This window comes from Microbulbifer echini (assembly GCF_041447225.1).
GTDB classification, from domain to species: domain Bacteria; phylum Pseudomonadota; class Gammaproteobacteria; order Pseudomonadales; family Cellvibrionaceae; genus Microbulbifer; species Microbulbifer echini.
Map to the genome: position 1 here is coordinate 1 of NZ_JBGMEL010000030.1, position 26,867 is coordinate 26,867.

Sequence of the window (26,867 nt, forward strand, 5' to 3'; positions counted from 1 at the left end):
CAGTTCTGCGTTTTTCTTCCTGTGCGGAAGCGGGTAATTTTCTTGCATCAATAATATCCATTTGGATATTATATAGAACTATAGGATCGCCGGGTTAATAACAAAAATACCTGTCAGAAATCGAACCTCAACAACCTCTTTAAGTAGAAGTTGTCGCCAATCTACCCATTTTCGATATGCCGCATCCAATTATCAGTCATACTTTATCCGCGATTCTCTTTGTCACCTTAACACATTAATAAATAGATCAGCCTTACAGTTATTCTGGGTAGAGGAATTCACAATGTCCAAACTTGTTTTTTCATTCATTTTAACGTCAGCTTTCTTCTTATTCAGCATGGCACACAGCACTGCCGCACAATCCAACAACTTGGAGAAAAACAAGAAAATTGCAATGCAAGCTGTAGAATGGTGGTTGAGTGGCTCTGATATTGATCCAAAAACTATTTTTTCTGCCAACTATGTGAACAACCTAGACTCTGCAACAAACCCTAGCGCTGGGCCACAGAAACGTAATTTAAAGGAAGTGGAGAAGGAAGTAGAGAAGTTCCATTCAGCCTTTAAGGATGTCAAGCTCCTTAAAATTATGCAGGTAGCCGAAGGAGATTTGGTTGCAACCCATGTGGTTATCAGAGCCAATCATGTTGGCTCCTTTATGGGCGAACCACCAACGAAGAAAACTGTCACCTATGATGGAGTTGAGTTCGTTAAGATTGAGAATGGTAAAATCATTGAAACCTGGGTAACCTGGGATAAATATGGCTTCTTAAGACAGATGGACGCCCTGGAATTTCTAGATAAGGACTAAGTGAATTATACCTAGGGAACAGTCACAGTCTGCATTGCAATTCCTCAAAACACCTGGATATTCCAGCAAAACCGCGAAAGGTGTACAAAGACTCTGGAAGCCATAGACATCATCGAAATATATGGAGGCCCCCAAATCTAAATCACCTAGAATCATTCACTCTACGCCCTCAAAAAACCTCAAGGACACCACCAGAGCACAGATAAACAACCATCAATAACCTTTACTTACGAGTACATTTTCTGTTTGAAAAAACTACTGAAAACTACTGTTAGAAGCCTGAATATGAATTCTTTTACAAGATAAACCTTCCAAAGTACCCGATCTATATCATTTGATAGACGCTGAACTCCAGAGTCGAATACAGGTCTTTTCATATTCAAATTGATTGGGATCCAGATAGTCTCTACCATCACCCTAATTACACTCCCGCCTTCCCCTAACTTCATACAGCTAGAAGTAATGCCGATCAGATTGCTTACTGTTTCACCAGGCCAGGGATACCTAAACGCACAGATAATTCGAAACTCTTTTTAGTAAAAATATATTAAGTACTGCACAGAAAAGTATACTGACGAGACTAAAATACCCTTCCTCAGCATCACCCACCCCAGATCGTGACGTGATCCACAAATTTCCACATAACACACAATTTTAATAATGTACCTAAGAGTAAACTATGGATAAGTGTTTTAATAAAAAGGTGTTAGCGATAGTGTTAACCACCCTGTTAGCTTCATGCAGTGGTGGTGGAGGCTCTTCCTCAGATTCTAACCCTGCGTCATCACCAGATGGAAATAATGCAGGTCAGGGTTCAGGTAACACCACACCACTTCCAGACAATGAACCCGGTACAGTTACCGTAGGCGATATCGAAACTGCAGACTTGGGCTTTGCCAAAATTACCTCTCGGGATATCACCCTGCCAAATGGCCAGCCCAACGCTAAAGAGGTTCACGGATTACCACACTATATTTCCAAAACAGATAGCACCCAGGACGATAATCTACAGTCAGTCCCCCTGCGAAGTTACACAGCGGCATGCGCAACCGATACCGATAAGCCTCGAATGTTTGTCTCCAAGACAATCAGCGAAGGTAGCGGAGATGATGAAATCACCTATGGTACTGTTTACGAGCTGCAATATAACCCTGAGTCTTCGAGCTTCGATCAAACCGGCAATACTACAATACTGAACCAGTGCTATGAATCACACGGTATTGCGGCCAGCGCTGATTGCTCCCGAGTTGCAGTACTGTGCAATACAGACTACCGAGCAAACGAACGCTACGAGGTACAAGGTGACCTAGTGGAGCAATACGGTAGCGACTGGATGAAAATGGAGGACAATATCAGTCCGATTGATGCCCGCATTGAAAGGGACATCGGCCTGATGATATCTACCAACCACAGTCAATATATCGGCTATTTTACCGACCATCCCACGCTGAAACTTGAAGACTTCCTGCCTGGGCTGAAAACCAACTTCCCCGAGACCGATTTTGGTGATTCTCCATCTTTTAAGACCATTAAAGGTAATGAGATGCAGGAAGAGATGACTTACATCGTCGATCAGCTCTCAGAAACGGACTATAACGCGATGGTCGAGTATATTCGTGAGAAGGGTTATAAATATAACGATCAAATCTGGCTAATGGAATGGGATAATAAAGCCCTCAGTGAAAAACCGGCTGCTTATGTTGTTAATAAGATGCACGGTGGAGGCCATGCCGGTGCCCAGGAGCTTATCTATGTCGAAGATGATAGCAAGGGCCGCACCAGCTATGCTTTCTCCGTCACAGCTCGGGTTTTTGACGGCAGCTATGGTGGCTCTCACTATTCTGCGGGAATGACCGTTATCGATCGTGATAACTGGTCCCTAAACATGAGCGGAAGCAATAATCGTGGTTGGTACTGGCTCTGCGGTTATGGTCACGTGCTAAACATCCGAGCATTCTATAACCCAGACAATGAAAAATATGGAGCAATTTGTACCAGCGATGGCGGCAAATATAATCAGTCGCGTGGATTGAATACTATTGCCATCAAGATGGAAGATACATCTTCTACCAGTAGTTTCGAAGGAAGTTACAATTACCTTGTGCCTTCCGACAATGCATTTTTCTCAAATGGTGGTGGCCACACTGTCGTTCCTGTAGATGAGAACACCAACCTGTCTCTTATCGTATCCCCCAAATACATTGATGACGCAGAAATGAATCGCTTTCTGCAAAGTGAATACGGCATTGATACAAGTAGTGAAGGCCCCTTTGACAAGCAATGCTCAGAGAATACCAACTGCTTCTTTTCCTATATGTCGAACAGCAGCAATCCGACCATTTCCAGACAGGGCCTGCGCAGTGGTGCCGCTCTGGACGCCTCCTCGTTAACCCGTATTGGTATTGCCACAGTGGATGGTAACGGAAGTATTGAGGGACAAGGCTATAAATGGCTGGTAGAAGACTCAGACTGTCAAATTAGCGACCCTCAACTTATCGATTTGAAAAATGGTCGCTACTTATTTGGCTACGCACAATTCCAGTGTATCTCCGACAACCTCCCATACAACCGAAGCTCGGCTAAAAAAGGTGCAATGCATATGCTGGTTCCTAAAGCCTACTATGTAATGGAGATTGATGCAGATTTGAATATAGTAGAGGGCCCCACAAAGCTGACCAAATTTGGTTGGGGTGGCCTCGATGAACCCATCTTCCTTGGCAATGGTAAAGTCGCTTGGTCATACATCAAAAATCCCACCTACGATAACTACGGCGGGGGCAAGCAAAATGTTTGGCAAGCCATAATTTACCACTCAAATAGTGTCAACTAACTGAGTCAAAGAGAGAATTATCCGACTTAATAAATGGAGAGCGCTGCTCTCCATTTATCGTCAATATGACATCGTATGTTTTGAAAAAATATTCCTAACAAAGCGATATCGACAGCTGACAATATACAGCAATTATTAATTTCAAATATCTAAAAAATAGCTAACTTCAATCCACAAATTAGTAACTTGAACCAAAGAAATCTGGAGATAATTTGGCAATATATCACCAAGAGCTAATTGTTTTGGAAAAATTACAACCTATAAAACTCAGGACAACCGGGATCCCTCAGACAAAAGGTATGCCAACCGGAGAGCTTCAATCGACCTTGAAGAGGGCCTTTGTGTAGCCCGTATATTTTTTAAAATCGATAATATCTGTGTTTGCCCCAAAGCTCTCGCATCCTCAAACAACCGATTCGGTATCGAAGTCCCATTTAGGCTTGCCAACGTTACCTCCAGCTGGAGGGTTCCATTGGAAGGAGGGGCAGCTTCAGCTTAAACAATAGAATCTATCTATTTCATTCATTAGCCTTGAATCAGATAGTCTTCACAACTTAATTAGAGCGAAGTAAACGCCTGATACTGACTCAAAAACACCCGCCCAGAGAGCTTGTGCAGAAAACTACTCTTCTCCAAGCAATCCATCACCGGTCCTTTAACCTCAGAGAGGTGAAAGTGAACCCCTCTATCCAGCAGGTTGGCATTAATGGATTCCAAAATTTCCAAAGCACTCCAGTCAATTTCATTCACGGCGCTGCACATCAGGATGACATGTTTTACCTGAGGGTTATTGGCAAGACCGGTATATATGCGGTCTTCCAACACGCCGATATTGGAGAAGATCAGGCGGCCATCTACGCGGAAGGTGAGAATCTCGGGAACGGTTTTTACTTGGTGTCGGTGAATATTACGGAAGTGTTCAGTGCCCTCTACCAAGCCCACTTCGGCGATATGGGGTTTGGAGGCTCGATAGATAAATAATAAGAGCGATGCGCCAACACCACAGGCAACGCCAGGCTCGACACCCATTAATAGGGTAACAGCGATTGTCAGAGTAACGGCTATAAAGTCCGCTTTGGAAAAGTGCCAGGTTTTACGCAGGATGGAAAAATCCACCAGAGAGAGAACCGCAACAATAATAGTGGCAGCCAGAGTGGTTTTAGGTAGGTAGTAAAGAACAGGGGTTAAAAAGAGTGCGGCCAGGGCGATGCCCAGGGCGGCAAACAGGCTGGCAAACTGTGTCTGTGCACCCGCAGCATCATTCACCACCGAGCGGGAGAAACCACCACTTACCGGGAAACCTCCAGAGAGGCCGGCGCTGATATTGGCCATGCCCAGGGCAACCAATTCCTGATTACTGTCGACTCTTTGCCGGCGCTTGGCCGCGAGGGTTTTGGCCACCGATATCGATTCCACATAGCCAATAATGGCGATCATCAAGGCGGGCACAAATAGTGTTTGCAACAGTGGCAGGGAGAAATGCGGCATGGTCAGAGGTGGTAAACCGGCGGGTATGGCGCCGACCAGTGCCACCGCGTGGACTTCAAAATCCATGCTAAAAGACAGAGCGATGGTTACCAGCACCCCCAACACTGGGGCCGCCTTGCCCAACAGTGCAGCACTGCGATGGGATAAACCCAGCTTTTCCAGAAAACCTGCGGCAAAAGCTCTGGACGAATACAGAAAAATCACCACCCCCAACCCGGTTAGCAGGGTGAGGCTGTTCACATTTTGTACATTCTGCCACAGCGATAACAGTAGCTCCGGTGCGGTATCACCGCTGGCGGGTACGCCCAGTAAATGGCGCAGCTGGCTGAGCGCAATCAGCAATGCGGAAGCCGTGATAAAACCAGAAATCACCGGGTGGGAAAGAAAATTCGCGAGCATACCGAGGCGCAAGGCGCCCAGAAGTAAAAGTATCCCCCCGGAGAGCAGCGCAAGGGCGGCGGCGGCGCTCAGGTAATCCACCTCACCACTGGCTGTGACCTCCCCCAATGCGGCGGCACTCATCAGTGAAATCACCGCGACCGGCCCCACAGACAAGGTACTGCTGGAGCCGAAAATACCGTAGACCGCCAGCGGTACCATGCTCGCGTAGAGACCAACTTCCGCCGGCAAGCCCGCCAGCAGGGCGTAAGCGAGGGACTGGGGAATCAGCAGCACCGTGACAATGGCCGCGGCGAGCAGATCGCGATTAAAAGTGTGACGGTCATAGGATTGGAAAGTGGCGAGGATGGGAAACCATCGGGAGAGTTGCTGTATAACCATGGTTCACTTTCCGCATCTTCTCGTATCACAGCCAGTATCACCCCCTTTATATCGCGGATGTTACTGGCATTAATTTGCGGCACGCATTTGTGCGGCAATCTCAGGCATCGCTCAACAGGCTATCCTGTCGCCAATGCAAGTTAGGTTTAGGGATCGATAGAAACCAGCGCGGCCCTCACATCAAAACCGGCAGCCTGAGCCTGACCATGCAGTTGTTTTTTATCGGCACCCATTAAAATTTTGGCACCCGCCCAAACTTGGCTGGAGCGATTTCCGGTGCGACAGAACGCATGGATTTTCTCACCGCCCTGCAACACATCGCGGAACGCTTCGCAGTGCTCCCGCTCCATACGTCCGCGGGTAAAGGGAATCGCGATAAAACGCAATCCGGCATCCTGTGCAGCCTGGGCCATCTCTTCGTAGCTGGGATGCATTTCGCTCTCCCCTTCCGGACAGTTGCAAACTACCACCTGCACGCCATTTTGCGCCAGCGGTGCCATGGTTTCGCAAGCGATGTGTTCAGAAACGCTGACTTGTTCATCCAATGTTTTAATATTCATAATCGCCTCTAGGTAGCTACAGTGCCGGTTCATCGGGGGTGCAGTATAGGTTTAAATAGATTTTAAAGTTGATTCAGCGGTACTTTTAAATAGACAGTGCCGTTGGATTCCGCTGGGGGTAATTGTCCCGCGCGAATATTGACTTGCACCGAGGGAATAATCAGTTTCGGCATCGGTAAACCGGCATCGCGTTTTTTTCGAATCGCTACAAACTCGGTTTCGCTAATACCGTCGCGCAGGTGGATATTTTCCCGACGCTGGCTGCCCACTGTCGTTTCACACTGATAACCCCGCTTGCCCTGTGGCGGGTAGTCGTGACACATAAACATGCGGGTTTCGTCAGGCAGGGATAATATTTTTTTCGCCGACAAATACAGTTGCGCGGCATCGCCTCCGGGAAAATCGCAACGGGCGCTGCCCACATCCGGCATGAACAGGGTATCTCCCACAAACAGGGCATCGCCTATCTGCCAGGCCATATCTGCCGGAGTGTGGCCGGGACTGTAAATCACCCGCGCTTCCAGCGCCCCCACGTGGAAAGTGTCGCCATCCTTGAACAGATGATCGAACTGGCTGCCATCGGCAAGAAACTCTCGCTCCAGGTTGAACACTTCGCGAAAAATCTTCTGCACCAGACAGATCTGCTCACCGATAGCGATGCGCCCGCCCAACTGCTCTCGCAGGAAGGGTGCTGCGGAGAGGTGATCGGCATGCGCATGGGTTTCCAGTATCCATTCCAGGGTGAGATTTTTTTCCTGGATAAACAACACGATCGACTGCGCACCCCGACTGCTGGTGCGCCCGGATGCCACATCAAAGTTCAGTACGGCATCCACCACGGCAGCCGAACCACCCTCCCTGTCATACACCACATAGCTCCAGGTCTCGGTCTCTCTGTCGAGGAACGACTGTACCTGAGCGCTTTGTTTCACCTGCGGCATTGCATGCCCTCCAATTTCACTACCCGATCAATATACATTCTGATAATATATAAAACAATATATTGTATGTTTGTAAATTGTTCCTAGGCCAAGTGTATGCCCGATACCACGAACCTCGACTTAGACAAGATGCGCGACTCCGCCGGCCAGGCGGCATCCATGCTGCGCTCTTTGGCCAACCACGATCGCTTGCTGCTGCTGTGTCAGCTCAGCCAGGAAGAACTCAATGTAGGCGAACTTGAGGAGCGCCTGGGGCTGCGTCAACCCAGCCTCTCTCAGCAATTGGGTGTACTGCGCCGCGAGGGACTGGTGGACACCCGCCGGGAAGGCAAGCACGTCTACTACCGAGTAGCCGACCCTAAGGTTCTAGCCCTTCTACAAACGCTCTATCAACTTTACTGCGCGGAGTAATTCCATGACCATCGACTGGGCCGCTTTCACACCCGCCACGGCACTCGCTGGCGGCGCTCTTATCGGGCTCGCCAGCGCCCTACTGCTGATTTTTAATGGCCGTATCGCCGGCATCTCTGGAATGGTCGGCGGCTTGCTGGAAAGCAGCTCCGGTGTTGGCTGGCGCCTGGCTTTTATTATCGGCCTATTGCTCGCCCCGCTGGCCTGGCAACTATTTTCCGCCCTCCCCCCCATCAAAATTGCGGCGGGCTACCCCACCCTAATCGCCGCCGGTTTGCTGGTGGGTTTTGGCACTCGCCTGGGCTCCGGCTGCACTAGCGGCCACGGGGTCTGCGGCCTATCCCGCCTCTCCTCCCGCTCCATGATAGCCACTCTGGTCTTTATGGCGGCGGGCTTTGTCACCGTTTATGTCTTGCGCCACCTACTGGCCGGCTGATCGAGGATTGAATGATGAAAACCACCGTAACCGCATTGCTGGCGGGTTTGATCTTTGGATTGGGGTTGCTGTTATCCGGCATGGCCAACCCGGAAAAAGTATTGGGCTTTTTAGATATCACCGGCGCCTGGGACCCATCCCTGGCACTGGTCATGGCTGGCGCCATCGCCGTAAGCCTGCCCGCCTTTCAATGGTTAAAGGGGCGCGGCGAATCCCTGCTGAAGGTGCCATTACAACTCCCCACCAACACCCATATTGATCGCCGCCTGGTGATCGGCGGCCTGCTGTTTGGCATCGGCTGGGGGCTGGCGGGCTTCTGCCCCGGCCCCGCCATTGTGGCGAGCGGCGCGGGGCAGGAAAAAGCGTTGGTATTTACCCTGGCCATGCTGGCCGGTATGGGCATTTTTAGGCTGGCCGCGCATAAGATGATCCCGGCGCGGGAGTAATTTGATCGCCCAATAACCCCGGCCGCCGCAGCGGTCTATCTTGTTGAATCAAGGCGTTGTCACTATCGGGAGTCCGCCAATCAACAGCACCAAAACATGCGTGTACAGCGCCTAATCCCCCCCTGGCTAAAGCGCTACCAGCCCAGGTGGTTGGTGGGGGATGCTGTGGCCGCGCTCCTGGCCAGCATGATGCTGATTCCCCAGGCACTGGCCTATGCCGCACTCGCCGGCCTGCCACCCTACCTGGGGCTCTACGCAGGCCTCCTCCCTCTGCTGGGATATGCCCTGTTTGGTTCCAGTTCGGTACTCTCGGTAGGTCCCGTAGCGGTATTGGCCTTGATGACCGCCTCCGCCCTCACCCCCATCGCAACCCCCGGCAGCGCCGAATATATCAACGGCGCCATTCTGCTGGCCCTGCTCAGCGGAGTCATGTTGTTGCTGATGGGATTTCTCGGTCTCGGCAGCCTCTCTAATTTACTGAGCCTACCAGTGGTGGACGGCTTTGTGTCCGGCGCGGCGGTGCTGATTATCGCCGGCCAAATCGCCCCACTGCTCGGCACACACAGCGAGGGCCACACAGCCCTGGAAATACTGTTAAGCACCGTCAGCAACAGCCCGATGAGCGACCCGGATGCGGCCCTGATGGGGCTGATTGCCCTGGCCAGCCTGGTTATCGCACGCCTCGGGCTCCCCCTCTTGTTGCGTACTCTGGGCATTGAAACCACTCGGGCAAAATTGCTATCGCGTCTCGCCCCTATGCTGGTGGTACTGCTCTCTATTGTGCTCACCGCCGTCTTTCACTGGGAAAATGACTTGCCAGTGGTGGGGGAAATACCCGCGGGCCTACCGGACCTCACCGTGCCCATTTTTAATCCGGGCATGATTTACCAGTTGCTGTTACCGGCACTGATTATCGCTCTGCTCGGGTTTGTCGAGAGCCTCTCGGTTGCCCACACCATCGCCCTGCGCCGGGGAGAAAAACTCGATGCCAATGCCGAACTGCGCGGCCTCGGCGCCTCCAATATCCTCAGTGCGTTTTCCGGCGGATTTGCGGTAACGGGCAGCTTTGCGCGCACCGCGGTCAACGATGAGGCGGGCGCGAAGTCGCCGCTGAGCGGTGTTATCGCCGCAGCACTGATCGCCCTGGTGCTGCTCTATGCCACCAAGGTATTTACCGAGCTTCCCGTCTGCGTACTGGCCGCGACGATTATCGTCGCGGCCGCCAATCTGATCGACCTGCGCGCACTGGCACACCACTGGCACTACGACCGCACCGATGGCCTGGCCATGGGCGGCACCCTGCTGGGCGTGATTTTATTTGGTGTAGAGGCGGGCATCGGCCTGGGCGTGGGGCTGTCTTTCGCCACCCTGATCTGGCGCACCAGCCGGCCACACATCGCAGTGGTGGGGCGCGTTCCAGGGACCGAACACTTTCGCAATGTGTTGCGCTACACAGTAAAAACCCAGCCGGATATCCTCTTCTTGCGCATCGATGAAAACCTGTTTTTCAGCAATATCAGCGCGGTGGAGGATCGCCTGTTCACGGAGGTAAAGCGCCATAAAAGCTTGCGCGACCTAGTGCTGATTCTCTCCTCAGTCAATCGTATCGACAGCACTGCCACCGAGCGCCTGCAGCAGGTCAACCAGGATTTGCTAGAGCGCAATATCTGCCTGCACCTGGCGGAGGTTAAGGGCCCAGTGCTCGACCGATTGGGGCGTTCGAAGCTGCTCCAGCAACTGACGGGCCGAGTATTTCTCTCCGCGTATATCGCCGAACTGGCCCTGCGCCATCACAATATTCAAGAGGATGGCCAGCCCAACACACCAGCCTCCCCAGGCAATTCCACCGACTCCGCCTAGAGAGCGCACTCGGCAGCTTGTCTGCCACCACCAATCACTGGCAAAATATCCAGTATTTGGGCGAAGGACACCATGGCTGGCGATACACTGACTTCAGAACAGCGGGCCATAGCGGATCACCCCGGCGGCCATGCCAAAATTATTGCCGTAGCCGGCTCCGGCAAAACCACCGCCCTGTTGCACTATGTAAAAAACCGTTTGAATGCCGGCATTCCCGCCGCTCAACTCTTGGTCTTAATGTACAACCGCAGCGCGCGTGAGGATTTCGACCGCCGCATGGGTCCGCTGGTCGACAGCCACACACCTTCGGTACACACCTTCCACAGCGTCGGCTACCGCCTGTACCAGCGCATGATCGCCAGCGGGCACATCCCCGCAGCCAGCCTCAGCCCCCTGCCCCAAACCACCGTGCAGCTACAAATCTGGAAAGCGATCGAGGGGTGCGCCCCCACCCATGAGCTGGAGGAAATCCGCGAACGCAAGCAATCGGAAATAGAGGCCGCAGAGTTTTTTATCGACTACAGCAAAACTCTACTTTCCGGTGAACACAGCGCTTTGCGAGAACTAAAACTCGGTGACGAATACGGCTATTTTTTGCAGGTATTTCGCAATTTTGAACAGTGGCGCCGCAGTCAGGGAGCTGTGACCTACGCCGACCTGATCTACGACCCGGTAAAATTACTGCATGCAAAACCGGAGCTGTCACCACAATACGGCGGCCACTACCAAGATATCCTGGTGGACGAGTACCAGGACATCAATGAAATACAACATTTCCTATTGCGGGTGCTGCAGGGAGGCAATGGCAATGTGATTGCCATTGGCGATCCTGACCAGACCATTTATGAGTGGCGCGGCTCCAAGCCCGCCTTCCTGCTCGAATTGTTTGACCAGGATTTTCCACCCTCGCATATCTACCAATTGAGCCGCACTTTTCGTTACGGACACCAGCTGTCCCTGGCCGCCAACCACTTTATTGAAAATAACCGGGACCGCGCCGATATTTTTTGTGTTTCTGCCGACACAGAGCGTCAAACCGACATCGAGCTTGTGAGCAGCGATAAAGAGGGCCGCTGGCTGGTGGAGCATCTGCGCCGCTGCCAAAAGCAGGGCCAGTCACTGGCAGATACCGCCGTACTGGTGCGCCTCTGGTCCATTGCCGCCCCTCTTGAGCTAGCGCTATTAGCCAATAGCATCCCCTATCACTCCGCTAGCCGTAATACGGTGCTATCGCGGCGCGAGCTGCGCCCGTTGTTCTGGAGTCTGAATATCGCCTCCGGCCGCTTTAGTGAACTTCCACCCAAGCGACGCCAGCAGGGCTTGTACGAATGGCTGACCGCCCCCCATGTGCGCATCCCGCGCAAAGTGCTCGAACCCCTCTGCGCGGCACTTGCCACCCGCGAGAACGGCTGGGGCAAACAGCTGCTTGCCCAGCTGCCCGAGGGCCTGAGCAAACCCCAGACGAAACGCCTGCGCCAGCGGGCGGAGCTTTTAATACAGATTGAGAGCTGGCGCGGCCATGCCGGCGAATTATTGCGCCGGCATATTGGCGAACTGGAACTCCTCAGCGGTATTGCGGAAGACGCCTTCACCCGCCAGCAGGGTGAGGAGCGCCAGCAGACCATTCTCGCCTTCTGCCAATATCTGGATACACTCAAGCAGCCCCCAACTGAAGCCCTGGCACACCTCCAAGAATTGCAGCGGCAGCACCGCGAAGGCGAGCGAACCGCCGCAGATGCCATCCAAATCACCACCATGCACCAAGCTAAGGGACTGGAGTGGGACCAGGTGATTATTCCCACCCTCACCCAGCACAACATGCCCTACCAGTCCCAACGGGACTTCAGCACACCCGCCTCGATGGAAAGTGAGCGCCGCCTGATGTATGTGGCTATGACACGGGCAAAATCCAGGCTATTTTTGCTCGCACCCACCGAGGCCGCCAAACTCAAAGACCCCGACGCTGCGCAGCCCTCATTATTCATTCAAGAAATGCAATTGCCCCTCAGTAAGTTGATGACACAATGCCTGCGTGAACGCCCCGAGCATATCCATACGGACATTCCCGTCTCCCGCCAGGCGCTTCGCTATCTTGAGGCCTGCGACTACACCCCAGAACTCACTGCGCCCGCCGCACCCGTGCGCAAGCCAGCCCTAGGCGAGGGTCTGCACCACAACAAGTTGGGCCAGGGGCGCGTTCTTAAATGGGAAGATCAGCGTATTGAAGTGCTGTTCAGTGACGGCAAGGCACGGCGTTTTGATTGGGACACCCTGGCCCGCTATTTGGTGTAGGGGCTTGCGTAGCTCTTGCTGAAACCCTGTAACTCCACTGCGCCCCCAGTATAGGCCCCTCGGAGAAAGATCTTCTCAGTTGCTATCTTGGCATTGTCGCATGCATGGGTAAGGCAATGATTTGTAACGACTTTTCGCAAAAAGTAGTTGACTTGGTCAAAGCCTCTCTATAGTATCCGCACCCGTAACGCGCTCGTAGCTCAGCTGGATAGAGTACCTGGCTACGAACCAGGCGGTCGGAGGTTCGAATCCTCCCGAGCGCGCCATACAAATCAAAGGCTTACGTCTCACGGCGTAAGCCTTTTTTTGTTGTGGGGCAAATTAAATAGGGTAATCACTCAAAACCTGTACATTTAGACAGCCCCTTCCGACATACAACTGACGCCTTAACGGCCCCCACAAGTCAATCTATGACCCCCCAAAATAAGGGACAACAAGCTCAGTTAAATCAAGTCACCGCTCTCGGCAAATCCCGCCACCGAGTCGTATAGGCAGGCGATGTAAAAGCCTGCCGCATCTTCCACTTTTTCCGGATACCCTCAGCGCCCAGGAGCAGAGTCCCTCGGCCGAACTTGCGATTGATCCGATCCATCGCCTGCATGGTCTCCCCTGCTCTAATCGATTGCCCTGGGGTGAATAGACCCCCAGGCCGAGGGCGCGGGGGATTATCTCGATAAGCCCGACGCCTGCTTTCATAAAGCGGCAGCCTGGGCGGTATAAGTCAGCAATGGCTTCTCTCACCAGCCGCACGATTACCCGTGTGTCATCGGTGGGGTAAGGCGTCTGCACAACCGTGCTGCGGCTGTAATAGTTGGGTTCATGGGGTGAGGTGTGCAGGAATAGATGGATCGACTTTACCAGGGATTTCTGTGCGCGCAGTTTCTCAGCGGCCCTGCTGCCGTACAGTGTGGCGGCTTGTAGTATCGGCGCCATTGGAGCATAGCGTAGGCTGTCCGGCGCCGACAGGCGTGAAGTTAATGGCCTTGCTATATGCGGACATCTGCACAGCCAAGCTGCTTTGTAAAATTATCAATTTCTTTAACCGATGTGATCCTATAAATATCTTTACCTTTACTACGAGACTGAATTTTCTCTAACAGCTCAGGAGTCCAGAACTTGGGGGATAACCGTAGATATTTCCAGCTCGCCAATGTGCCTTTAAAAACTGAGCTACCTTCAGGCCACCCTTCAGGTTTTACAAAAAAGCTCTTTAGTAGCCTCTTGGTAACCCACCAGTAGTGAACAGAATACGGCAAATCAACGTAAATGAGTGTATCTGCGGCATCAATACGCAACCAAAAAGATTCCAATGTACCAAGCCCTTCAATTATCCAGCTGTCAGCGCCTATCATGTCAGCATGCTTTTTCGAATACTCTTCCGGTGAAACACGCTCACCATTCTTCTTATACTCGATTAAATCTAATGCACACAGTTTGATACCCGTTTCAACAGAAAGCTTTCTGCTCAGCGTTGATTTACCTCCCCCTGGCTTCCCAAACACAACAACCTTATTCACTTAATGACGCTTCCTTTTTCTCGGGCCTTGACTGCATATAACGCCTGGCGCCCAGGCGAGCAACTTGTTGCGAGTCCAGTGCGGGATTGCGCCGGCACTTGTTAAATTTTTTGCTCATAGTACCGCGCTACAGGTGAATAATACATTAATGCCAGCAGCACGCCAGACAACACCATAGATATTTCATAGAGCACTTGGCTGAAACCGCCGTAAACCGTAATACCCATGAATGGATACAGAGTAAATGCCGCAACAAACCCAGCAGCATAAACATGCCTTGCCCATGATTTGAATAGAAGCAGACCGATCACTGAAACCAGTGCCATAATGATTGCAACAACAGCTAATGAACCAGCCACAACAAGTTCTGTGCCTTCAATCTCAGGCTCTATCTCGATAATATAATCGAATACCTGATCAGTTATTGGGTCAGACCAAATATAGTCGTACACGCCAGAAAGCAAGCCTATGCCTAGTGACACTATAATTAGTGTTCGATATTGATTCTTGGTCATAGAAATTTAACGCCCAGCGCAGGCGCAGCCAGCGCGGAGCGCATTTTGTGTTAATGTTTGAGCGCCAGCGAGTAACACAAAATGCGCGTAGTGTTGGCTGTCGCTCTGCCGCTGCTTGTTATGCATGGGCCTCGCTCATGGGGTGGATCAGCTCTGAGTAGTACTTAAACTCAAGGATGTTCCCCGATGGATCTTTTATAATGTATTTTCCAGACTCGGCTTCAGTATCTATTTTTATTACATTTGGCGAAAGAACATAACCAGTATTACTTGCGGAAACTCTTTCAGAAAGATTATGCCACTCATCTTTATCAAGAATCACACCAAAGTGATCAATAGGGCTTACTTCGGATGGGCAATTATTCCTATGGATAGTTAGTTGGTGGCCGAAAAAGTGAATATCAAGCCATGTCTCTTTTTCCCTACCGGTACGACACCCAAGCACTTCCTCATAAAATTTTCGGGTGGTTTCAAAGTTGTCAGCCACAAAAGATAAATGGAATATTCCTTTCACTTCTTCCTCACTTCTTTAATGCATAACGCTGAGTGCAGCGGCAGGCCACGACAGTGGACTGTCGCGACTGCCACGTTTTGTTAGTGTGCATTAAATGCACCATATTTTACCCAGCTTTGGATGCTCTTTTCCGAACTTCTCATTATGTAGATAGTTGATTAGCTTTCTTATGGCCACAAAAAGGATACCGCAAATCGCCAATGTTGGGAGGTCACGCATAAGATCTAATGTTTGCAAGAACTGACTTTGAGGTACGCCTGGTATTCTGTTGATGAAAAACAGTAGCATGCTCAAAAAGGCTGCCCCAGCCAGTAGGCCCAATATTGCTCTGATTATTCTGAGTGATAAGAACATCTATTCTCCATGCAGAACACTAACGTTGCTGACACGCGCTTGTCGCGTGCTCAGCCTTGTTAAATTTTTTAGCGTCCATAAGGCCACTCCGAGCCAATCGGCTCTGAAACATGCCAATAAAGAAGCTCGATGTACCGCAGGGGGCCATATACCCATACTGCAACTTGTCCTACCCCGGCTGCAAATGGCTGAAGTGAACCAACAAAGTCTCCTCTGCGCACACTATGCTGATATATCTTCTTACCAGTCCCTACCTCTGATTTGTAACCAGTCGCATGTACGAGAATGTCACTACGCCTGATCTCAACATATCCCAGGAGGTAAATTGCTAAAGGAACTAGGAGAGCTATTTTTTTCATGAAATTTAACGCCCACAGCAGGGGCGGCCGAAGCGTAGTGTAGGCCGTCCCGCAGAGGCCCGTAGGGCCGGCGCAAACTGCCTGTGATTGTTAAATGGCATAGCCGCCGAGCCTACTGATTGTAAATGCAACGAATTCACCAACAACCTTTGGGTCATGTGTGTGTAATACGTCCTCCTCGACGAGAACACCACAATCTACCTTAACTGGATTTATTGAAACAATTTGTCCAAAAGCTCTGTATTTCCAGCCATGCACTTGCTCTAAACATTTTTTCTTTTCCGGATTTCCTTGGAAAATAGACTCCCAAGACTCTTCTTCGTCAAGCATGTTAGCGAACTCAAATTCAAACACACCTTCATCTTTGGGTATGCTTTCGACATCAGGAGTTAATTCATCCATAACACAGTACTCAGCGCCCCCTATTTCAATAAGCGCCTCAAGATATTTACCTTCTGTAGAAAGTAGCTTCGCTTTCATATTCGCAATTTAACGCCGGTAGCAAAGGCGAGCGTTAGCGAGTCCAGCCCGCGCCTTTTGCGGGCGATTTTGCCTACCATTGTTATATTTTTTTTGATTTAAATACATAGTACCTGAACACTATTGCTTGAGCAGTTGCAGCTAGACCGAAAATAATACCAGCCTCTATGCTACCAACTACTGAAACAACCAAAGAAACACTTACACCAGCTAATAAATAATATATGAACTTTGGCTGAGACCAATTGCATACCGCCCAATGAAATGGGAGACCGATTACGAGCCAACCGACAACAGATATAGCCAAATATACAGTAGCGAAAAGCCCAAATATGGCAATGAAATCTTGAGGTGGATAAGTAAGGATAGGAATGCCAATTTCATAGAATGAATAAGCAACCACAAAGAGTAAAACCCAACCCACACTGCGAATTATTGCGCCATCCCAATTACCCAAACTATGTGGCTCCTATGCCCGCTGAAATATAACGTCCGCCGCACAGGCGAGCAACTTGTTGCGAGTCCAGCGCACGTAGTGCGCGATTGTGCCGGCACTTGTTAAATTTTTCACGGAACAAGCTCAACTACCTCACCGACTTTAAATTTACTTTTGTCATTACCATTTACAAGGTAAAAACAAAACACATCCAAATCTGGACTGCCATCCTTTTTTAAAGCCCTAGGTTGTGTCACCGATTTCTTTATTGGGCACCCAGCTAATGCGGGATTATCTCCGAGTTCAAATTTGGTGTCATCGAGCACACGGACGAATATGCCAACTGGCTTTCTTTCTAGTATGTGCTCTATCTTTACTTTTTGACTCATGATCTTATGAAATTTAACAGTGTATTCAAAAGCAGCTGCATTATATCACCCACCACTATATCCATAGACTCCTTTCGGCAACGATTTAAAGAAAACCCTGTAGGAACATTAGGTTACCGATAATTGGTGCTATCGTACATAATTGGATATATTGCAGCCGCATCATATCCCGGCATTTTCGCTGCTATATATCCTTTTGAAAACCCCTTAAAAGTCAAAAGGTTAGTATCTTTTTTCCTGTGGATATATGAAGGGGCTTTTGATCCCTGATAGCCAAAAGCAAGCTAGGTCGTTTGATAATCCCAGTAAACCCCACTCAATGCTCCCAGCATCTGCCCAACCAACCCTGCCAAATCGCTACTTGTGCTGCCCGTAATCACCGGCAGCGTTGCCGGGCGGTTGGCAATCTGCCAGCCGCTGCTGCCGTTGATATACAGCAGGCCATCCGCTTTATTTAGAGCCTCTTTTGCGGGGAAAAATTGCCAGTAGCCGGGGCTCTCTTCATAGCGAGCCAGCTGGCCGTCTTTCCCGGCCCAAGCACCGGAGCCAGTAGCCACTAGGTCGTTGGTGGAGGCCGGGGGATCGTTCTGTATGGCTTACACCTCCAGCTGTAGCAGTGCGTCGATGGTGTACAGGGCCTGATTGAGGTAGTGGCGGGGTGAGGCTGCCTTCCTGAGCGTAGAGAATACCGTTGTTCGGTGTGGTGCTCATGGTATTTTTCCATACCGTGATCTATGCAGTCGGGCCTGGAGCTGTGATGGATAAGGTGGTTGCTGTGGTGTCTGTACTTTGGTCATTTACCGTTACCCGGTAGCCGCTAAAAAACTGGCTTTGATCGTAGGCGGCGTGGCCGCCGAGGCGCCCTACTCCGAACCACTGGGTAACCAGCTGGCCGCCTGCGCGGTGAGGCTGAGATTCGCCGTTGCGGGTTCGGTGTGGCTGGCGCCGCTGAAGGTACCGCTGGTGCTGGTTTCCTTGGCTCTGCCAATACTGGTGGCGCGGAAGTTTAAGGTCTGTTCGAGGTTGTAGCGTTCGGTGGGAATGTGATTCAGGGTATTGCGCTTGAGCAATACAAAGCGGGTGCCCGCCGGGTGGTTTGTGGGTGTAGTGCCGAGGCGCCCGCGCAGGAAGTAACCCAGCTCCCATACGCCGGTGCTGATTTCTTCCGCCTCTCCGAAGCTGATAATTTCATTGCCGATCAGCGCCCTATTCTGGCGGTTGAGCAGATCCGCGAGGGTGCGGTTTTCCAGTGCATCGCCGGTATCGTAGAAGGGCTTACGTCTCACGGCGTAAGCCTTTTTTGTTGTGGTACAAATTGTAACCCTTATTAAATAGGGCAATCGCCCAAAAACTGCATATTTAGGCAGCCCAGCTCCTTTTTAACCTCTCCGCTGGCACCTAACCGACGCCTTACCTCCAAATCAACGCTTGGCTGCCTGGTGGGCCATCACGACCACATCAACATGTGCTGGGGCTAGAGGTGAATCAACGGCTATCGGACCACCGTCATGATTTCAATTATTTGCGATAAAAACCAAAAACAAGTGCACAACTGATAAATGGATATTGTGGATGATTCCGAATTCAGCAATACAAAATTCGGCTGAATTTCGATGACCATAATATTGTGGCTTGATCAGGATATGGCAACTGCTGGATGTTAGAACCAGGCACACTGAGCAAGCCTCTGAACGAAGCAAAAATATGAAAAAAAGTGACGAGAAACAGCTCGCTGATATGCCAGTCATACTTGCCTAGCATTAATACATCAGCATGGGATGGTCTACTCAATAAGCCGCAAGGAAAATTGTTGGGATAACGTATCTACTAAGTGTTTTTTTCGCAACTTGAAGCGGGAGTGATCAACGGGGAACCTCTATTCGATAAGGTGCTTGCAATAACAGATACGAGGATATAAATCACTTACGACAACCCACACCGAACACATACATGCAGGGCGATGTAACTCCCATCGATTTCAAGAAATGTACTTAGGCAGACGTCCGACACGATGGCCACAACACTTTATATCTGGCTTAGCACTCAAAGAACCCACTAATAAAATAAGAAATTCTTCTCAAAAATCAGTAATTTATTCCTAAATTTACCTGGAAAACAAACCACACACATCAGTATTACAAAATAGCAGCTAACATTTTAAGGCTAGGCATAATCACTCACCTATAGCTTTGGTGTTTTTCTATCACAGGTATTGTGTGTTCTTATGAAAAGGAAGTACCGAATGAAGATTTCTATACTCAAATTACTAACATCGATAGCCGCAGCCGGTCTCGCAATCTGCTCTGCCACGCCTGCTCTCTCGCAAGCTACCGACACAGCAACAAGCATGATAACCCTTCAATTTAATGAAAACATCATAATTCAAAATGTTGACCCGGTTACCATTTCAGATCCCACACCAGGAACCCCAGCAATAGGCTCTGATAGATTTTGTGTTGCGGGTAGTGGATTTTCAACTTACAGCATCACCTTTCAAAATAATGGAACAGATCCCTCATTTTCCATAGTTGGAAGTGGAGGCGTATCAATCAGTTATGACATGCTATATGAAAACGATGGACAGGTTCCCGTGACAGTGGTGGCCGGAGCGCCGATTCCCAACAATATACTTCAAGCAACAAACTGCTCCGACGACAATGCCACTTTTGACATTATTATTCCCGAAAATGAATGGGAACCTAATCAGGCATTTGCTCCTTTTACGGGCACGTTACTGATTACTGTAGAGTCCGAATAAAACCACAGGTTAAGGACTCCGCAACCTAAGCGTAAACTGTACACAGCATGATTTTTGAAAGAAGGGTGGAATAACGCTTAAAAACCACCCTCAAACGCGGGAAGTTCCAATAAACAGGCTTCCACCCCTACTTTACCTCTTACGCCTTACGCCACTAAAAAAAGAACTGCGTTTTATTCGGCTTTCAATTTTTCATACGTATCCATCATTACTACCATCACCAAAGATCCACGCTTTACAGATTTCAGGCACACTGACCCTAGATCAGAAGATAATTTTTCACAATTAACAAATTGATGAAACTGACCAGCAGGCACAGACGCTGGGTGTTTTTCTTTACACCTCGAGAACGCACTTTTCGATACCCAAAGATGTTTTATATATCGAAATGGGTACTTTAATCCTACCCACGAAAATAGGCATGAATTTAAGCACACTTTAAGCGACACAGAGAACGTTCAGTTGATGGCTTTTTAGCTTACTGCCATGAATTCAGCGATGAAATTACGGGTAAAGCTTGGTCGTAAGGAATGACTTGCCATCCAAATCTAGTATCATAAGCCATATTGTACATAGTGAATACATAATCTTCTTTGATTTTCCTACGGGGAATTTCCACCCATTCAAAATAGTAAGATTTTCCTTTCTCAAAGTTAAAATCAAATTTTCCGTTTGCGATTTTGATTGGTGCATTTGGAGTGGTTGAGATCGTACGTTGACCTGCGTCAACTAAAAGCGCGACGTAACCAGGAAACCCCATGCACTTTGAACGAACGGAATCAATCCCAATGAGCCAGCAGGCGTTACCCCCTCGATAATCCTGCGTATAAAAGTACGCTACAGATTTGCCCTCTGGAATATTTTGAATCTCGTTAAAAGCTGGCCCTCTCGCAGTAAGATCTGCGGTCATGCAGCCGCCAATAGAGAACACTGTTACAATTATTATGAGATATTTCATTATTTCTCCAGGGTCTGATGAAAGCTAACGCCCGCAACAACCGCCAGCAGCCGGAGGGCAGTTTGCTTGCGATTGTTAGCCACCGGTCGCGCTGTCTTATGATTCATAGGGCTTACCTTCCGATTGAGGCATACCGATGCAGCACAACAGAGCAAGATAGTTTATCTCAGGAAGCAGGTCAGTCAAAGTCACCAACATCCAATTCCTATTTTTACTTCTGGCTAGCAATACAAACTATCATTACTCCAATCAATTGAAGAAGAAGCAATAATGTCAGCGAATGAAGCTTCGCTGCCCTCATTATTTCAAAAATATTCATATGATATCATTTTTCATTAATCGGCTTACGGCGACATAGCGAGCCCAGTGAGAGGCTGTGCTCTTTGCGGTCGGAAGGGGTTGAGTGGCTTGTTAAATGCTTTGGCTACGTGCATTAACTGCCTCTTTATTGCCCAATGAGAATGCAAGCTCCAATGGTGTTTCGCCGCCACTATCGTGTATCGTTTTGGCACCTAACCTACGAAGAAAAACAACCCCATCAGGTTTGTTCTGTTCGGCAGCACAATCCAAAGGGGTAAATCCACTTTCCCCAATAGCGTCTACATTAGCACCTGCCGATACTGAGATACCGCTGGCTTCACGCTTCCCGCAGCTTGAAACAATATGTAGCGGAGTATCCCCATAGCCGTTTGTATATTTCAAAGAATCAATATTGTGCCCAGTGAAATCAGGTACATTCTCTATTTCCCTGAAAATTATTTCGATGTCTCTCATGGTATTTGACGCACTGCACAACGGCGAGTGAAGCGTAGCGTTTTGGGTCCAGGCCCTTAGGACCGATATTGCCGCTGTTTGTTATGTGGGACGGACACTAAGCAACCTCCTCACCGCAACAGTGATCAACCAAACAGTAACTGAAACTACTGTGAACTGACCAAGTGAATGGAGGAAGAGCTTTGGCCAGAAATCTATTTCTTCAGTTAGCAATGGGTGCCATACATATACAAGGGTTATATTTCCCGGAAATAGAAGTATCTTATATCCGGGCATACCGCCGCCCCAGACATTCCAATTTAATGAAAATGCAACTAGCCCAACAATTAACGCTAAAACACCACCATAAATCGCGATAGTAACCGCCTTAAAATCGCTCATATTGCCTCACAACGTCGGCTGGAACCCCTTGTTAAGAGTACGCTTCTTATAAGATGAGATCAGCAAACGCATTGATAACACGATAAGGACCGTCAATACGCCGGCATCCGCTCGGACCTTGATGAAAATTCATGTATTTAGCACACTCACCGTCGGGGTTATACTCACCAAAAATCTTAGGGCTCTCCAGGTTCACATAATGAATCCATGTCTCTTCATCACCAGATATGTAATCCTAAGCTGAAACAACAACTACAAATAAAAGTGTGGACCAAGAAATAATCAAGGTTGTTTTTTTATTGGGGGCCTGCATCATATCGTACTCTTAACGACTACAACAGAGTGGCTGGAGCGTAGCGTAGGCAGTCCAGCAAAGGGCCAAAGGCTCGAGACAACCTGCTTGTACTTGTATGGAATTTTTACAATACATCCCCCTTAGATGGAGTTAAAGAAAATTTTTTATTTGCCAAATCCAACTCTACAATAAACTTATCAAAAAAATCACTACCCAACAAACCATCTTTCGTAAACCTTGAGTCTATTGGGTAGAGTAATATATTGGGCACAAAATCATAGCCAGCAACATCCACCTTAGAAGTAAATAATTCACACTTTACATCTGGCCCTAAATTGAAATCACAACCAGCTAATGATTCTTTAATATTTACCCTGTTAATCGATAATATTGAATTTGTTGCCCCTGTATCCAGAACCATCTGATAGTTTGCAATAGAGCTACTCATTTGAATAGTAATACCTTCATCATTTAGCACATAAGGCTTAAACTTACTATTGTTCTTTGATGAAATAGAACCCATTTTCTTACTTACAATGAGCTTTTTATCAGCATAATTTATAATAATTTTTTTATCTGCAAAAAAACCCTGACCTATAACTATTTGCTGATTATCTTCCACATCTTCGGGCTTATCACCAATAGACGCTGCCCAAGGATTTAGCTCGTAACCTGTTATGTTTTCGAATGTCATACACTGAATTGTTAGCATTGAAACAACATACTCTTTATCATCAAATACTTTACCTGAAATATTAGTACTCTTAGAAGTTTTACCAGTGTATTTTACACCTGACATGCTGTTAATATCTGAAGCTGGTAAATGTATACCTGCTGTAGAGCCTAGATCAAGTAATGCAAAATTTTTCTGACCATTTATAATTAATTCAATTGTTGGTAATCCGTACTGATCAAAGACAATGGGTACCTCTATGCTTTTGCAGTTATTTTCGTGAGAAAATGCGCCTGCTGAAAAAATCACTCCCGAAAAACATAGGGATGAAAACTTACAAGATGTCATTTTAAATTCCACTGTGATTAAATTTGATGAACGCCCAATCTTTGCGCTGCCTATTTTTTGCACACCTCATTTAAGCCCACTTATAGCTTCCCTAGCCTCAATATAATGAAGCAGCCTAGTGTATCCCTACCAAATAGTTTTAGCCCCTGGTTCACCATCTTCTTTACGCCCCAGAAAACCTCCTAGACCTGCCAGCATGCAGTTATCTCTCACAAGCTGGCAGGTCTATTTGATGGGGTAGTTTAATCTCGAATCATCCATATCATACACCATTCTATTTCAAAATAGACTCTCGTACACGGGACATCAGAAAACCTTCTTGTACATGTTGTCATCGAATGTAGACGCCATCCAATACCATATAGATCGCTTTACAGCTCAGCATTCGCGGCTCTGTTCTGAAGCGATTGCTTTTTTTTGGCATCTGCCTTTCACCACTCCAAAATAGGTTTCAATTTTCATTCAACTTCGATACCACTCAATGACAATCCTTGCTTGCTTAAAACCCTCAACGGGAAGATCTGTCAACAGCATCCACTCAATACCTTTCTCTCTCTCTGGCGGATTTACTTCTATAGCAAACACGGCATAGAGAGAAAGTGGCCGTTTGGACTAACCTTTACCCAGTAGCCGTATCTCAATAGTGGATACGCTGACTTTAGCTTCCCTTTCCAAGCTCTCCGTTCCGCTCGGGAATACCTACCGTATATTTATCCACAGTTTTCTGTTCGCTCATGTGCTTCCAAAGCAATGCCGTATCTTCTCCATGGTGCTATAGTGATAGAGGTATGTAGGAGTTGCTGGCTGATCTCTTTCCGCCGGAGTGTACTCATCTCTTCTTTCTAAATCGTTAGCTAAGTTTAGGAAGGCGGTATCTTGAGAAATAAGAACTACCGTTGTGCCTTGATTATTTCTAGAGTTGCTGGTTTATGGCCATTTCTTATAAAGTCAAGTTTAACTTTATCATTTTCGATAAATCGATAAGCTGCCAAGCTTTCAGCCTAAGAATTATTTGCACCGGGAATACTATTCATTGGATCGGAACTTAGACTACTGAGAATATTGGGCAAGTGCTTATTCAATCGCACATCACCCATAACTTGGGTTTTTACTTCGCCCATCACATCCAGTCCTGAATAATAATTCAGCCAAAGCTGTAACTTATTGATTTTTATAATAAAACAAGAAAATATGTGTATAATTAATCACAAAGTTCAGTGGCCGTTTTAGGCTGTGGTTTTCGGGAATAACTTTGAGTAGGAAAACCATAAAAAGTAACTTAAAAACTGTTCAAACCTTGAAGCGGCGAGCAGTAGCAACTTGACAGGTGATATTTTTATCACGCTAAAATATCTAAACCTAAAAAAAACCACATAAAAAGCACTGCTATAAAATTAATTGTAAAAATCAGACCACGAAACCGAATATTGGCAGTAAATATTTGAACACCACTATGAAGTATGCGACCGATTATAAAAAGCCAAGCCAACCACAAATATATAGATTTGTACAACTCGGGGCGTGCAATTAGAAGTGTGCATATTGAGTAAAATAAAACAGGCCACTCAAATTGGTTGGTTAGATTTGCACTTACTCTTGGCTCAAACTTCGCTAATGGATTATTCCCTTCAAGGTTGGCGCCAATACCCCATACCTTAGGCGCACGTAAAACTGTAAGCAGCACATATAACATTGCAACCCACGATATTTGAAAGAGAACTGGTAGAAACAACAAATTACTCATAATCCAATTCCCGTGATTCATCTAACACCGCAGCTCAGCTCCGGCTTTCATTGTTCGTATTATATGCAGAAATGGCAGAGTAGCGAACATACAAAAGAAAAGCAAAGTAATCCGTTAGATCGCTGTTCCTTGTATCGTTGGACGAAATGTCAAAAATGACATAATGGATGCCATAGATATTGCTCACTTTGGGGGGGGGCATGTAGCCAAGGCTATCGTCGAAAAACCTGAAAAATTAATGAGTATCATAGACTTATGGGTTGTAATAATTTAGTTCCTGGAGATGAGCACTATGCAAAAGAAGCGCCTCAAGTAAATGCCTAAATTGACACACAAACCTATTCAAACCATATTGAAAATTATTAATAAAGAGCTAGAAGGAATCGATCAGAAGCCTGATAAAATTTTAAATAGTAATGCCAAATGAGGACAAAAACATGGCCTACTGATAAGCAACTGGCTGACACTGACAAACCTGAAATAGCGGCTCTAATCGCATGCGTGTGAAAATAACTCACCATCCTGAATACGATTGTTAAAAACAACACATTCTAGTACGTAAATATGGCTTAATTACTTAACGAAGAACCATAGCCACTTGTTAGGTACCACGATTTGCTCGCTTGTATTTTTTCTGGTACTCGCGGCGTTGCTTAGTCACTTCATACAATACAATTCCAGAAGTTGTTCCGAGATTTAGGCTCTCAATCATCCCGAACATTGGAATGGATACACAGAAAGTGCTACTTTCGACCGCAAGATCACTTATTCCTCTAGATTCGTTACCAAACCAAACAGCTAATTTTGGCTGCGTGTAATCGGCCTCATGTAAGATAAAGTTGTCTTTTCCTTTCACATGAGGAGAGGTGACGATCGAAACAAATCTGTTCATCTCCAAATGAGCTAGACATTTTTCAGTACTATTAAAACGCTTAACGAAGCTCCACTTTATCGCAGAGACAGACAGCTTTGAAAGTGATTTCCTTTCTCTCATTTCCTGCCAATCATCAGGCAATGAGTTGCGCGGATCAACAATGTACGTTTTTTCGACGCCTAACGCATTGACATTTCTAATGACTGCTCCAATGTTCTTCATGTCCATCGGGTATTCGAGAACAGCTATTAGGTTTTTACAACGATAAGACTTAATCTCATCGGCCCTTTTTCGGGCGTTACTTTTATTAACTTCCATATTTTCGAAGATCTCAGATAATTTGTTTACGCCTAACACATGGGCGGCAAAAACTAGAGCGAACTGGCAGCTCTGATGCCCTATGTCTTTACTTTTTATGAGTGATACTGGCACGGATATACTGATACCGCTCGTCGCTTGATATCTTAATTATTTCTGCTGAGTGGAAATGGCCTGGTAACTCTTTGAATATGAGGCAGTTATTAACCCGGCGGACACATAGTTCTATTATGCTGCATATTTAATCGATTCATGCCGGAAGTAGGATGCTACACGCGCAGGTTTCTTTTGTAACATTCTCATGTGAGAAAGCACTTTGCTTTTTAGC

27 protein-coding genes, 1 tRNA gene and 1 pseudogene are annotated in these 26,867 nt (G+C 47.9%); 9 read left to right on the plus strand and 20 right to left on the minus strand.

All coding sequences use genetic code 11. From position 1 onward, the window contains the following. Positions 1 to 283: 283 nt before the first annotated feature. Complete coding sequence (locus ACCI51_RS18565; RefSeq protein ID WP_371844932.1) at positions 284 to 808, plus strand: ester cyclase; 525 nt, start codon at positions 284 to 286, stop codon at positions 806 to 808. A 679-nt stretch (positions 809 to 1,487) separates the two neighbouring features. Then, complete coding sequence (locus ACCI51_RS18570) at positions 1,488 to 3,638, plus strand: hypothetical protein (protein ID WP_371844933.1); 2,151 nt, start codon at positions 1,488 to 1,490, stop codon at positions 3,636 to 3,638. 558 nt (positions 3,639 to 4,196) lie between these two features. Here the strand turns inward: ACCI51_RS18570 and ACCI51_RS18575 are convergent. The 3 genes from ACCI51_RS18575 to ACCI51_RS18585 form a co-directional block, all read right to left on the minus strand. Then, entirely contained in the window at positions 4,197 to 5,906 is a 1,710-nt protein-coding gene (locus ACCI51_RS18575; RefSeq protein ID WP_371844934.1) for a SulP family inorganic anion transporter, read from the minus strand. A 146-nt stretch (positions 5,907 to 6,052) separates the two neighbouring features. Then, a complete protein-coding gene (locus ACCI51_RS18580; RefSeq protein ID WP_371844935.1) occupies positions 6,053 to 6,466 on the minus strand; it encodes a TIGR01244 family sulfur transferase in 414 nt (137 codons plus the stop codon). Positions 6,467 to 6,528: 62 nt separating this feature from the next. Then, entirely contained in the window at positions 6,529 to 7,407 is an 879-nt protein-coding gene (locus tag ACCI51_RS18585) for an MBL fold metallo-hydrolase (RefSeq protein ID WP_371844936.1), read from the minus strand. 96 nt (positions 7,408 to 7,503) lie between these two features. On the opposite strand from ACCI51_RS18585, the gene ACCI51_RS18590 reads away from it, so the two are divergent. From ACCI51_RS18590 to ACCI51_RS18615, 6 genes are all read left to right on the plus strand, one after another. Next, positions 7,504 to 7,818 (plus strand): ArsR/SmtB family transcription factor, encoded by a 315-nt coding sequence (locus ACCI51_RS18590; protein ID WP_299588890.1) that lies wholly within the window; start codon positions 7,504 to 7,506, stop codon positions 7,816 to 7,818. Positions 7,819 to 7,822: 4 nt separating this feature from the next. After that, positions 7,823 to 8,254 (plus strand): YeeE/YedE family protein, encoded by a 432-nt coding sequence (locus ACCI51_RS18595; RefSeq protein WP_371844937.1) that lies wholly within the window; start codon positions 7,823 to 7,825, stop codon positions 8,252 to 8,254. 14 nt (positions 8,255 to 8,268) lie between these two features. Next, positions 8,269 to 8,700 carry a DUF6691 family protein gene (locus ACCI51_RS18600; RefSeq protein ID WP_371844939.1) on the plus strand — a complete coding sequence of 144 codons (432 nt, stop codon included), beginning with the start codon at positions 8,269 to 8,271 and terminating at the stop codon, positions 8,698 to 8,700. A 96-nt stretch (positions 8,701 to 8,796) separates the two neighbouring features. Further along, positions 8,797 to 10,560, plus strand: coding sequence for a SulP family inorganic anion transporter (locus ACCI51_RS18605; protein WP_299588898.1), 1,764 nt, complete (start codon positions 8,797 to 8,799; stop codon positions 10,558 to 10,560). Between the two features lie 72 nt (positions 10,561 to 10,632). After that, positions 10,633 to 12,852 carry an ATP-dependent helicase gene (locus tag ACCI51_RS18610; RefSeq protein ID WP_371844941.1) on the plus strand — a complete coding sequence of 740 codons (2,220 nt, stop codon included), beginning with the start codon at positions 10,633 to 10,635 and terminating at the stop codon, positions 12,850 to 12,852. 189 nt (positions 12,853 to 13,041) lie between these two features. Further along, positions 13,042 to 13,118, plus strand: a tRNA-Arg gene (locus tag ACCI51_RS18615). A 182-nt stretch (positions 13,119 to 13,300) separates the two neighbouring features. On the opposite strand, the gene ACCI51_RS18620 is transcribed toward ACCI51_RS18615, so the two are convergent. From ACCI51_RS18620 to ACCI51_RS18665, 10 genes and pseudogenes are all read right to left on the minus strand, one after another. Further along, the gene (locus ACCI51_RS18620) at positions 13,301 to 13,453 is read right to left on the minus strand and encodes a DUF4113 domain-containing protein (protein ID WP_371844942.1); all 153 of its coding nucleotides are present in this window, start codon (positions 13,451 to 13,453) and stop codon (positions 13,301 to 13,303) included. 119 nt (positions 13,454 to 13,572) lie between these two features. Beyond that, positions 13,573 to 13,785, minus strand: a pseudogene (locus ACCI51_RS18625) (DinB/UmuC family translesion DNA polymerase); the annotation flags it as partial. 53 nt (positions 13,786 to 13,838) lie between these two features. Next, the gene (locus tag ACCI51_RS18630; RefSeq protein WP_299588906.1) at positions 13,839 to 14,369 is read right to left on the minus strand and encodes a P-loop NTPase family protein; all 531 of its coding nucleotides are present in this window, start codon (positions 14,367 to 14,369) and stop codon (positions 13,839 to 13,841) included. Between the two features lie 101 nt (positions 14,370 to 14,470). Then, the gene (locus ACCI51_RS18635; protein ID WP_299588909.1) at positions 14,471 to 14,884 is read right to left on the minus strand and encodes a hypothetical protein; all 414 of its coding nucleotides are present in this window, start codon (positions 14,882 to 14,884) and stop codon (positions 14,471 to 14,473) included. 118 nt (positions 14,885 to 15,002) lie between these two features. Next, positions 15,003 to 15,398, minus strand: coding sequence for a VOC family protein (locus tag ACCI51_RS18640; RefSeq protein ID WP_143732495.1), 396 nt, complete (start codon positions 15,396 to 15,398; stop codon positions 15,003 to 15,005). Positions 15,399 to 16,201: 803 nt separating this feature from the next. Beyond that, positions 16,202 to 16,591 carry a hypothetical protein gene (locus ACCI51_RS18645; protein WP_371844943.1) on the minus strand — a complete coding sequence of 130 codons (390 nt, stop codon included), beginning with the start codon at positions 16,589 to 16,591 and terminating at the stop codon, positions 16,202 to 16,204. Between the two features lie 82 nt (positions 16,592 to 16,673). Beyond that, positions 16,674 to 17,048, minus strand: coding sequence for a hypothetical protein (locus ACCI51_RS18650; RefSeq protein ID WP_371844944.1), 375 nt, complete (start codon positions 17,046 to 17,048; stop codon positions 16,674 to 16,676). Positions 17,049 to 17,158: 110 nt separating this feature from the next. Beyond that, positions 17,159 to 17,416 (minus strand): hypothetical protein, encoded by a 258-nt coding sequence (locus ACCI51_RS18655; RefSeq protein ID WP_371844945.1) that lies wholly within the window; start codon positions 17,414 to 17,416, stop codon positions 17,159 to 17,161. Positions 17,417 to 17,700: 284 nt separating this feature from the next. Next, complete coding sequence (locus ACCI51_RS18660) at positions 17,701 to 17,973, minus strand: hypothetical protein (protein ID WP_299589459.1); 273 nt, start codon at positions 17,971 to 17,973, stop codon at positions 17,701 to 17,703. Positions 17,974 to 18,279: 306 nt separating this feature from the next. Continuing rightward, positions 18,280 to 18,702, minus strand: coding sequence for a GTA baseplate fiber-binding domain-containing protein (locus ACCI51_RS18665; RefSeq protein ID WP_299589456.1), 423 nt, complete (start codon positions 18,700 to 18,702; stop codon positions 18,280 to 18,282). 956 nt (positions 18,703 to 19,658) lie between these two features. On the opposite strand from ACCI51_RS18665, the gene ACCI51_RS18670 reads away from it, so the two are divergent. Then, entirely contained in the window at positions 19,659 to 20,174 is a 516-nt protein-coding gene (locus ACCI51_RS18670; protein WP_371844946.1) for a hypothetical protein, read from the plus strand. Between the two features lie 478 nt (positions 20,175 to 20,652). Here the strand turns inward: ACCI51_RS18670 and ACCI51_RS18675 are convergent, their stop codons facing one another. The 7 genes from ACCI51_RS18675 to ACCI51_RS18705 all read right to left on the minus strand — a co-directional run bounded on the left by ACCI51_RS18675 (position 20,653) and on the right by ACCI51_RS18705 (position 26,653). Then, on the minus strand, positions 20,653 to 21,132 hold the full coding sequence (locus ACCI51_RS18675; RefSeq protein ID WP_299589450.1) for a hypothetical protein: 480 nt from the start codon (positions 21,130 to 21,132) through the stop codon (positions 20,653 to 20,655). A gap of 411 nt (positions 21,133 to 21,543) precedes the next feature. Then, positions 21,544 to 21,906 carry an ankyrin repeat domain-containing protein gene (locus ACCI51_RS18680; RefSeq protein WP_371844947.1) on the minus strand — a complete coding sequence of 121 codons (363 nt, stop codon included), beginning with the start codon at positions 21,904 to 21,906 and terminating at the stop codon, positions 21,544 to 21,546. An 81-nt stretch (positions 21,907 to 21,987) separates the two neighbouring features. Then, entirely contained in the window at positions 21,988 to 22,287 is a 300-nt protein-coding gene (locus tag ACCI51_RS18685) for a hypothetical protein (RefSeq protein WP_371844949.1), read from the minus strand. A 419-nt stretch (positions 22,288 to 22,706) separates the two neighbouring features. After that, on the minus strand, positions 22,707 to 23,666 hold the full coding sequence (locus ACCI51_RS18690; protein WP_371844951.1) for a hypothetical protein: 960 nt from the start codon (positions 23,664 to 23,666) through the stop codon (positions 22,707 to 22,709). 63 nt (positions 23,667 to 23,729) lie between these two features. Beyond that, entirely contained in the window at positions 23,730 to 23,801 is a 72-nt protein-coding gene (locus tag ACCI51_RS18695; RefSeq protein WP_371844956.1) for an IS4 family transposase, read from the minus strand. Between the two features lie 1,141 nt (positions 23,802 to 24,942). Then, positions 24,943 to 25,347, minus strand: a complete 405-nt coding sequence (locus ACCI51_RS18700; RefSeq protein WP_371844952.1) for an MAPEG family protein — start codon at positions 25,345 to 25,347, stop codon at positions 24,943 to 24,945. A 601-nt stretch (positions 25,348 to 25,948) separates the two neighbouring features. Next, positions 25,949 to 26,653, minus strand: a complete 705-nt coding sequence (locus ACCI51_RS18705) for a TrmH family RNA methyltransferase (RefSeq protein ID WP_371844954.1) — start codon at positions 26,651 to 26,653, stop codon at positions 25,949 to 25,951. Between the last annotated feature and the right edge of the window lie 214 nt (positions 26,654 to 26,867).

Excerpts from the sequence above, each read along its gene's own strand:
- ACCI51_RS18565 (WP_371844932.1), top strand. The coding sequence starts at position 284 with ATGTCCAAACTTGTTTTTTCATTCATTTTAACGTCAGCTTTCTTCTTA.
- ACCI51_RS18570 (WP_371844933.1), top strand. The coding sequence starts at position 1,488 with ATGGATAAGTGTTTTAATAAAAAGGTGTTAGCGATAGTGTTAACCACC.
- ACCI51_RS18575 (WP_371844934.1), bottom strand. The coding sequence starts at position 5,906 with ATGGTTATACAGCAACTCTCCCGATGGTTTCCCATCCTCGCCACTTTC.
- ACCI51_RS18580 (WP_371844935.1), bottom strand. The coding sequence starts at position 6,466 with ATGAATATTAAAACATTGGATGAACAAGTCAGCGTTTCTGAACACATC.
- ACCI51_RS18585 (WP_371844936.1), bottom strand. The coding sequence starts at position 7,407 with ATGCCGCAGGTGAAACAAAGCGCTCAGGTACAGTCGTTCCTCGACAGA.
- ACCI51_RS18590 (WP_299588890.1), top strand. The coding sequence starts at position 7,504 with ATGCCCGATACCACGAACCTCGACTTAGACAAGATGCGCGACTCCGCC.
- ACCI51_RS18595 (WP_371844937.1), top strand. The coding sequence starts at position 7,823 with ATGACCATCGACTGGGCCGCTTTCACACCCGCCACGGCACTCGCTGGC.
- ACCI51_RS18600 (WP_371844939.1), top strand. The coding sequence starts at position 8,269 with ATGAAAACCACCGTAACCGCATTGCTGGCGGGTTTGATCTTTGGATTG.
- ACCI51_RS18605 (WP_299588898.1), top strand. The coding sequence starts at position 8,797 with ATGCGTGTACAGCGCCTAATCCCCCCCTGGCTAAAGCGCTACCAGCCC.
- ACCI51_RS18610 (WP_371844941.1), top strand. The coding sequence starts at position 10,633 with ATGGCTGGCGATACACTGACTTCAGAACAGCGGGCCATAGCGGATCAC.
- ACCI51_RS18620 (WP_371844942.1), bottom strand. The coding sequence starts at position 13,453 with ATGCAGGCGATGGATCGGATCAATCGCAAGTTCGGCCGAGGGACTCTG.
- ACCI51_RS18635 (WP_299588909.1), bottom strand. The coding sequence starts at position 14,884 with ATGACCAAGAATCAATATCGAACACTAATTATAGTGTCACTAGGCATA.
- ACCI51_RS18645 (WP_371844943.1), bottom strand. The coding sequence starts at position 16,591 with ATGAAAGCGAAGCTACTTTCTACAGAAGGTAAATATCTTGAGGCGCTT.
- ACCI51_RS18655 (WP_371844945.1), bottom strand. The coding sequence starts at position 17,416 with ATGAGTCAAAAAGTAAAGATAGAGCACATACTAGAAAGAAAGCCAGTT.
- ACCI51_RS18670 (WP_371844946.1), top strand. The coding sequence starts at position 19,659 with ATGAAGATTTCTATACTCAAATTACTAACATCGATAGCCGCAGCCGGT.
- ACCI51_RS18675 (WP_299589450.1), bottom strand. The coding sequence starts at position 21,132 with ATGAAATATCTCATAATAATTGTAACAGTGTTCTCTATTGGCGGCTGC.
- ACCI51_RS18680 (WP_371844947.1), bottom strand. The coding sequence starts at position 21,906 with ATGAGAGACATCGAAATAATTTTCAGGGAAATAGAGAATGTACCTGAT.
- ACCI51_RS18685 (WP_371844949.1), bottom strand. The coding sequence starts at position 22,287 with ATGAGCGATTTTAAGGCGGTTACTATCGCGATTTATGGTGGTGTTTTA.
- ACCI51_RS18700 (WP_371844952.1), bottom strand. The coding sequence starts at position 25,347 with ATGAGTAATTTGTTGTTTCTACCAGTTCTCTTTCAAATATCGTGGGTT.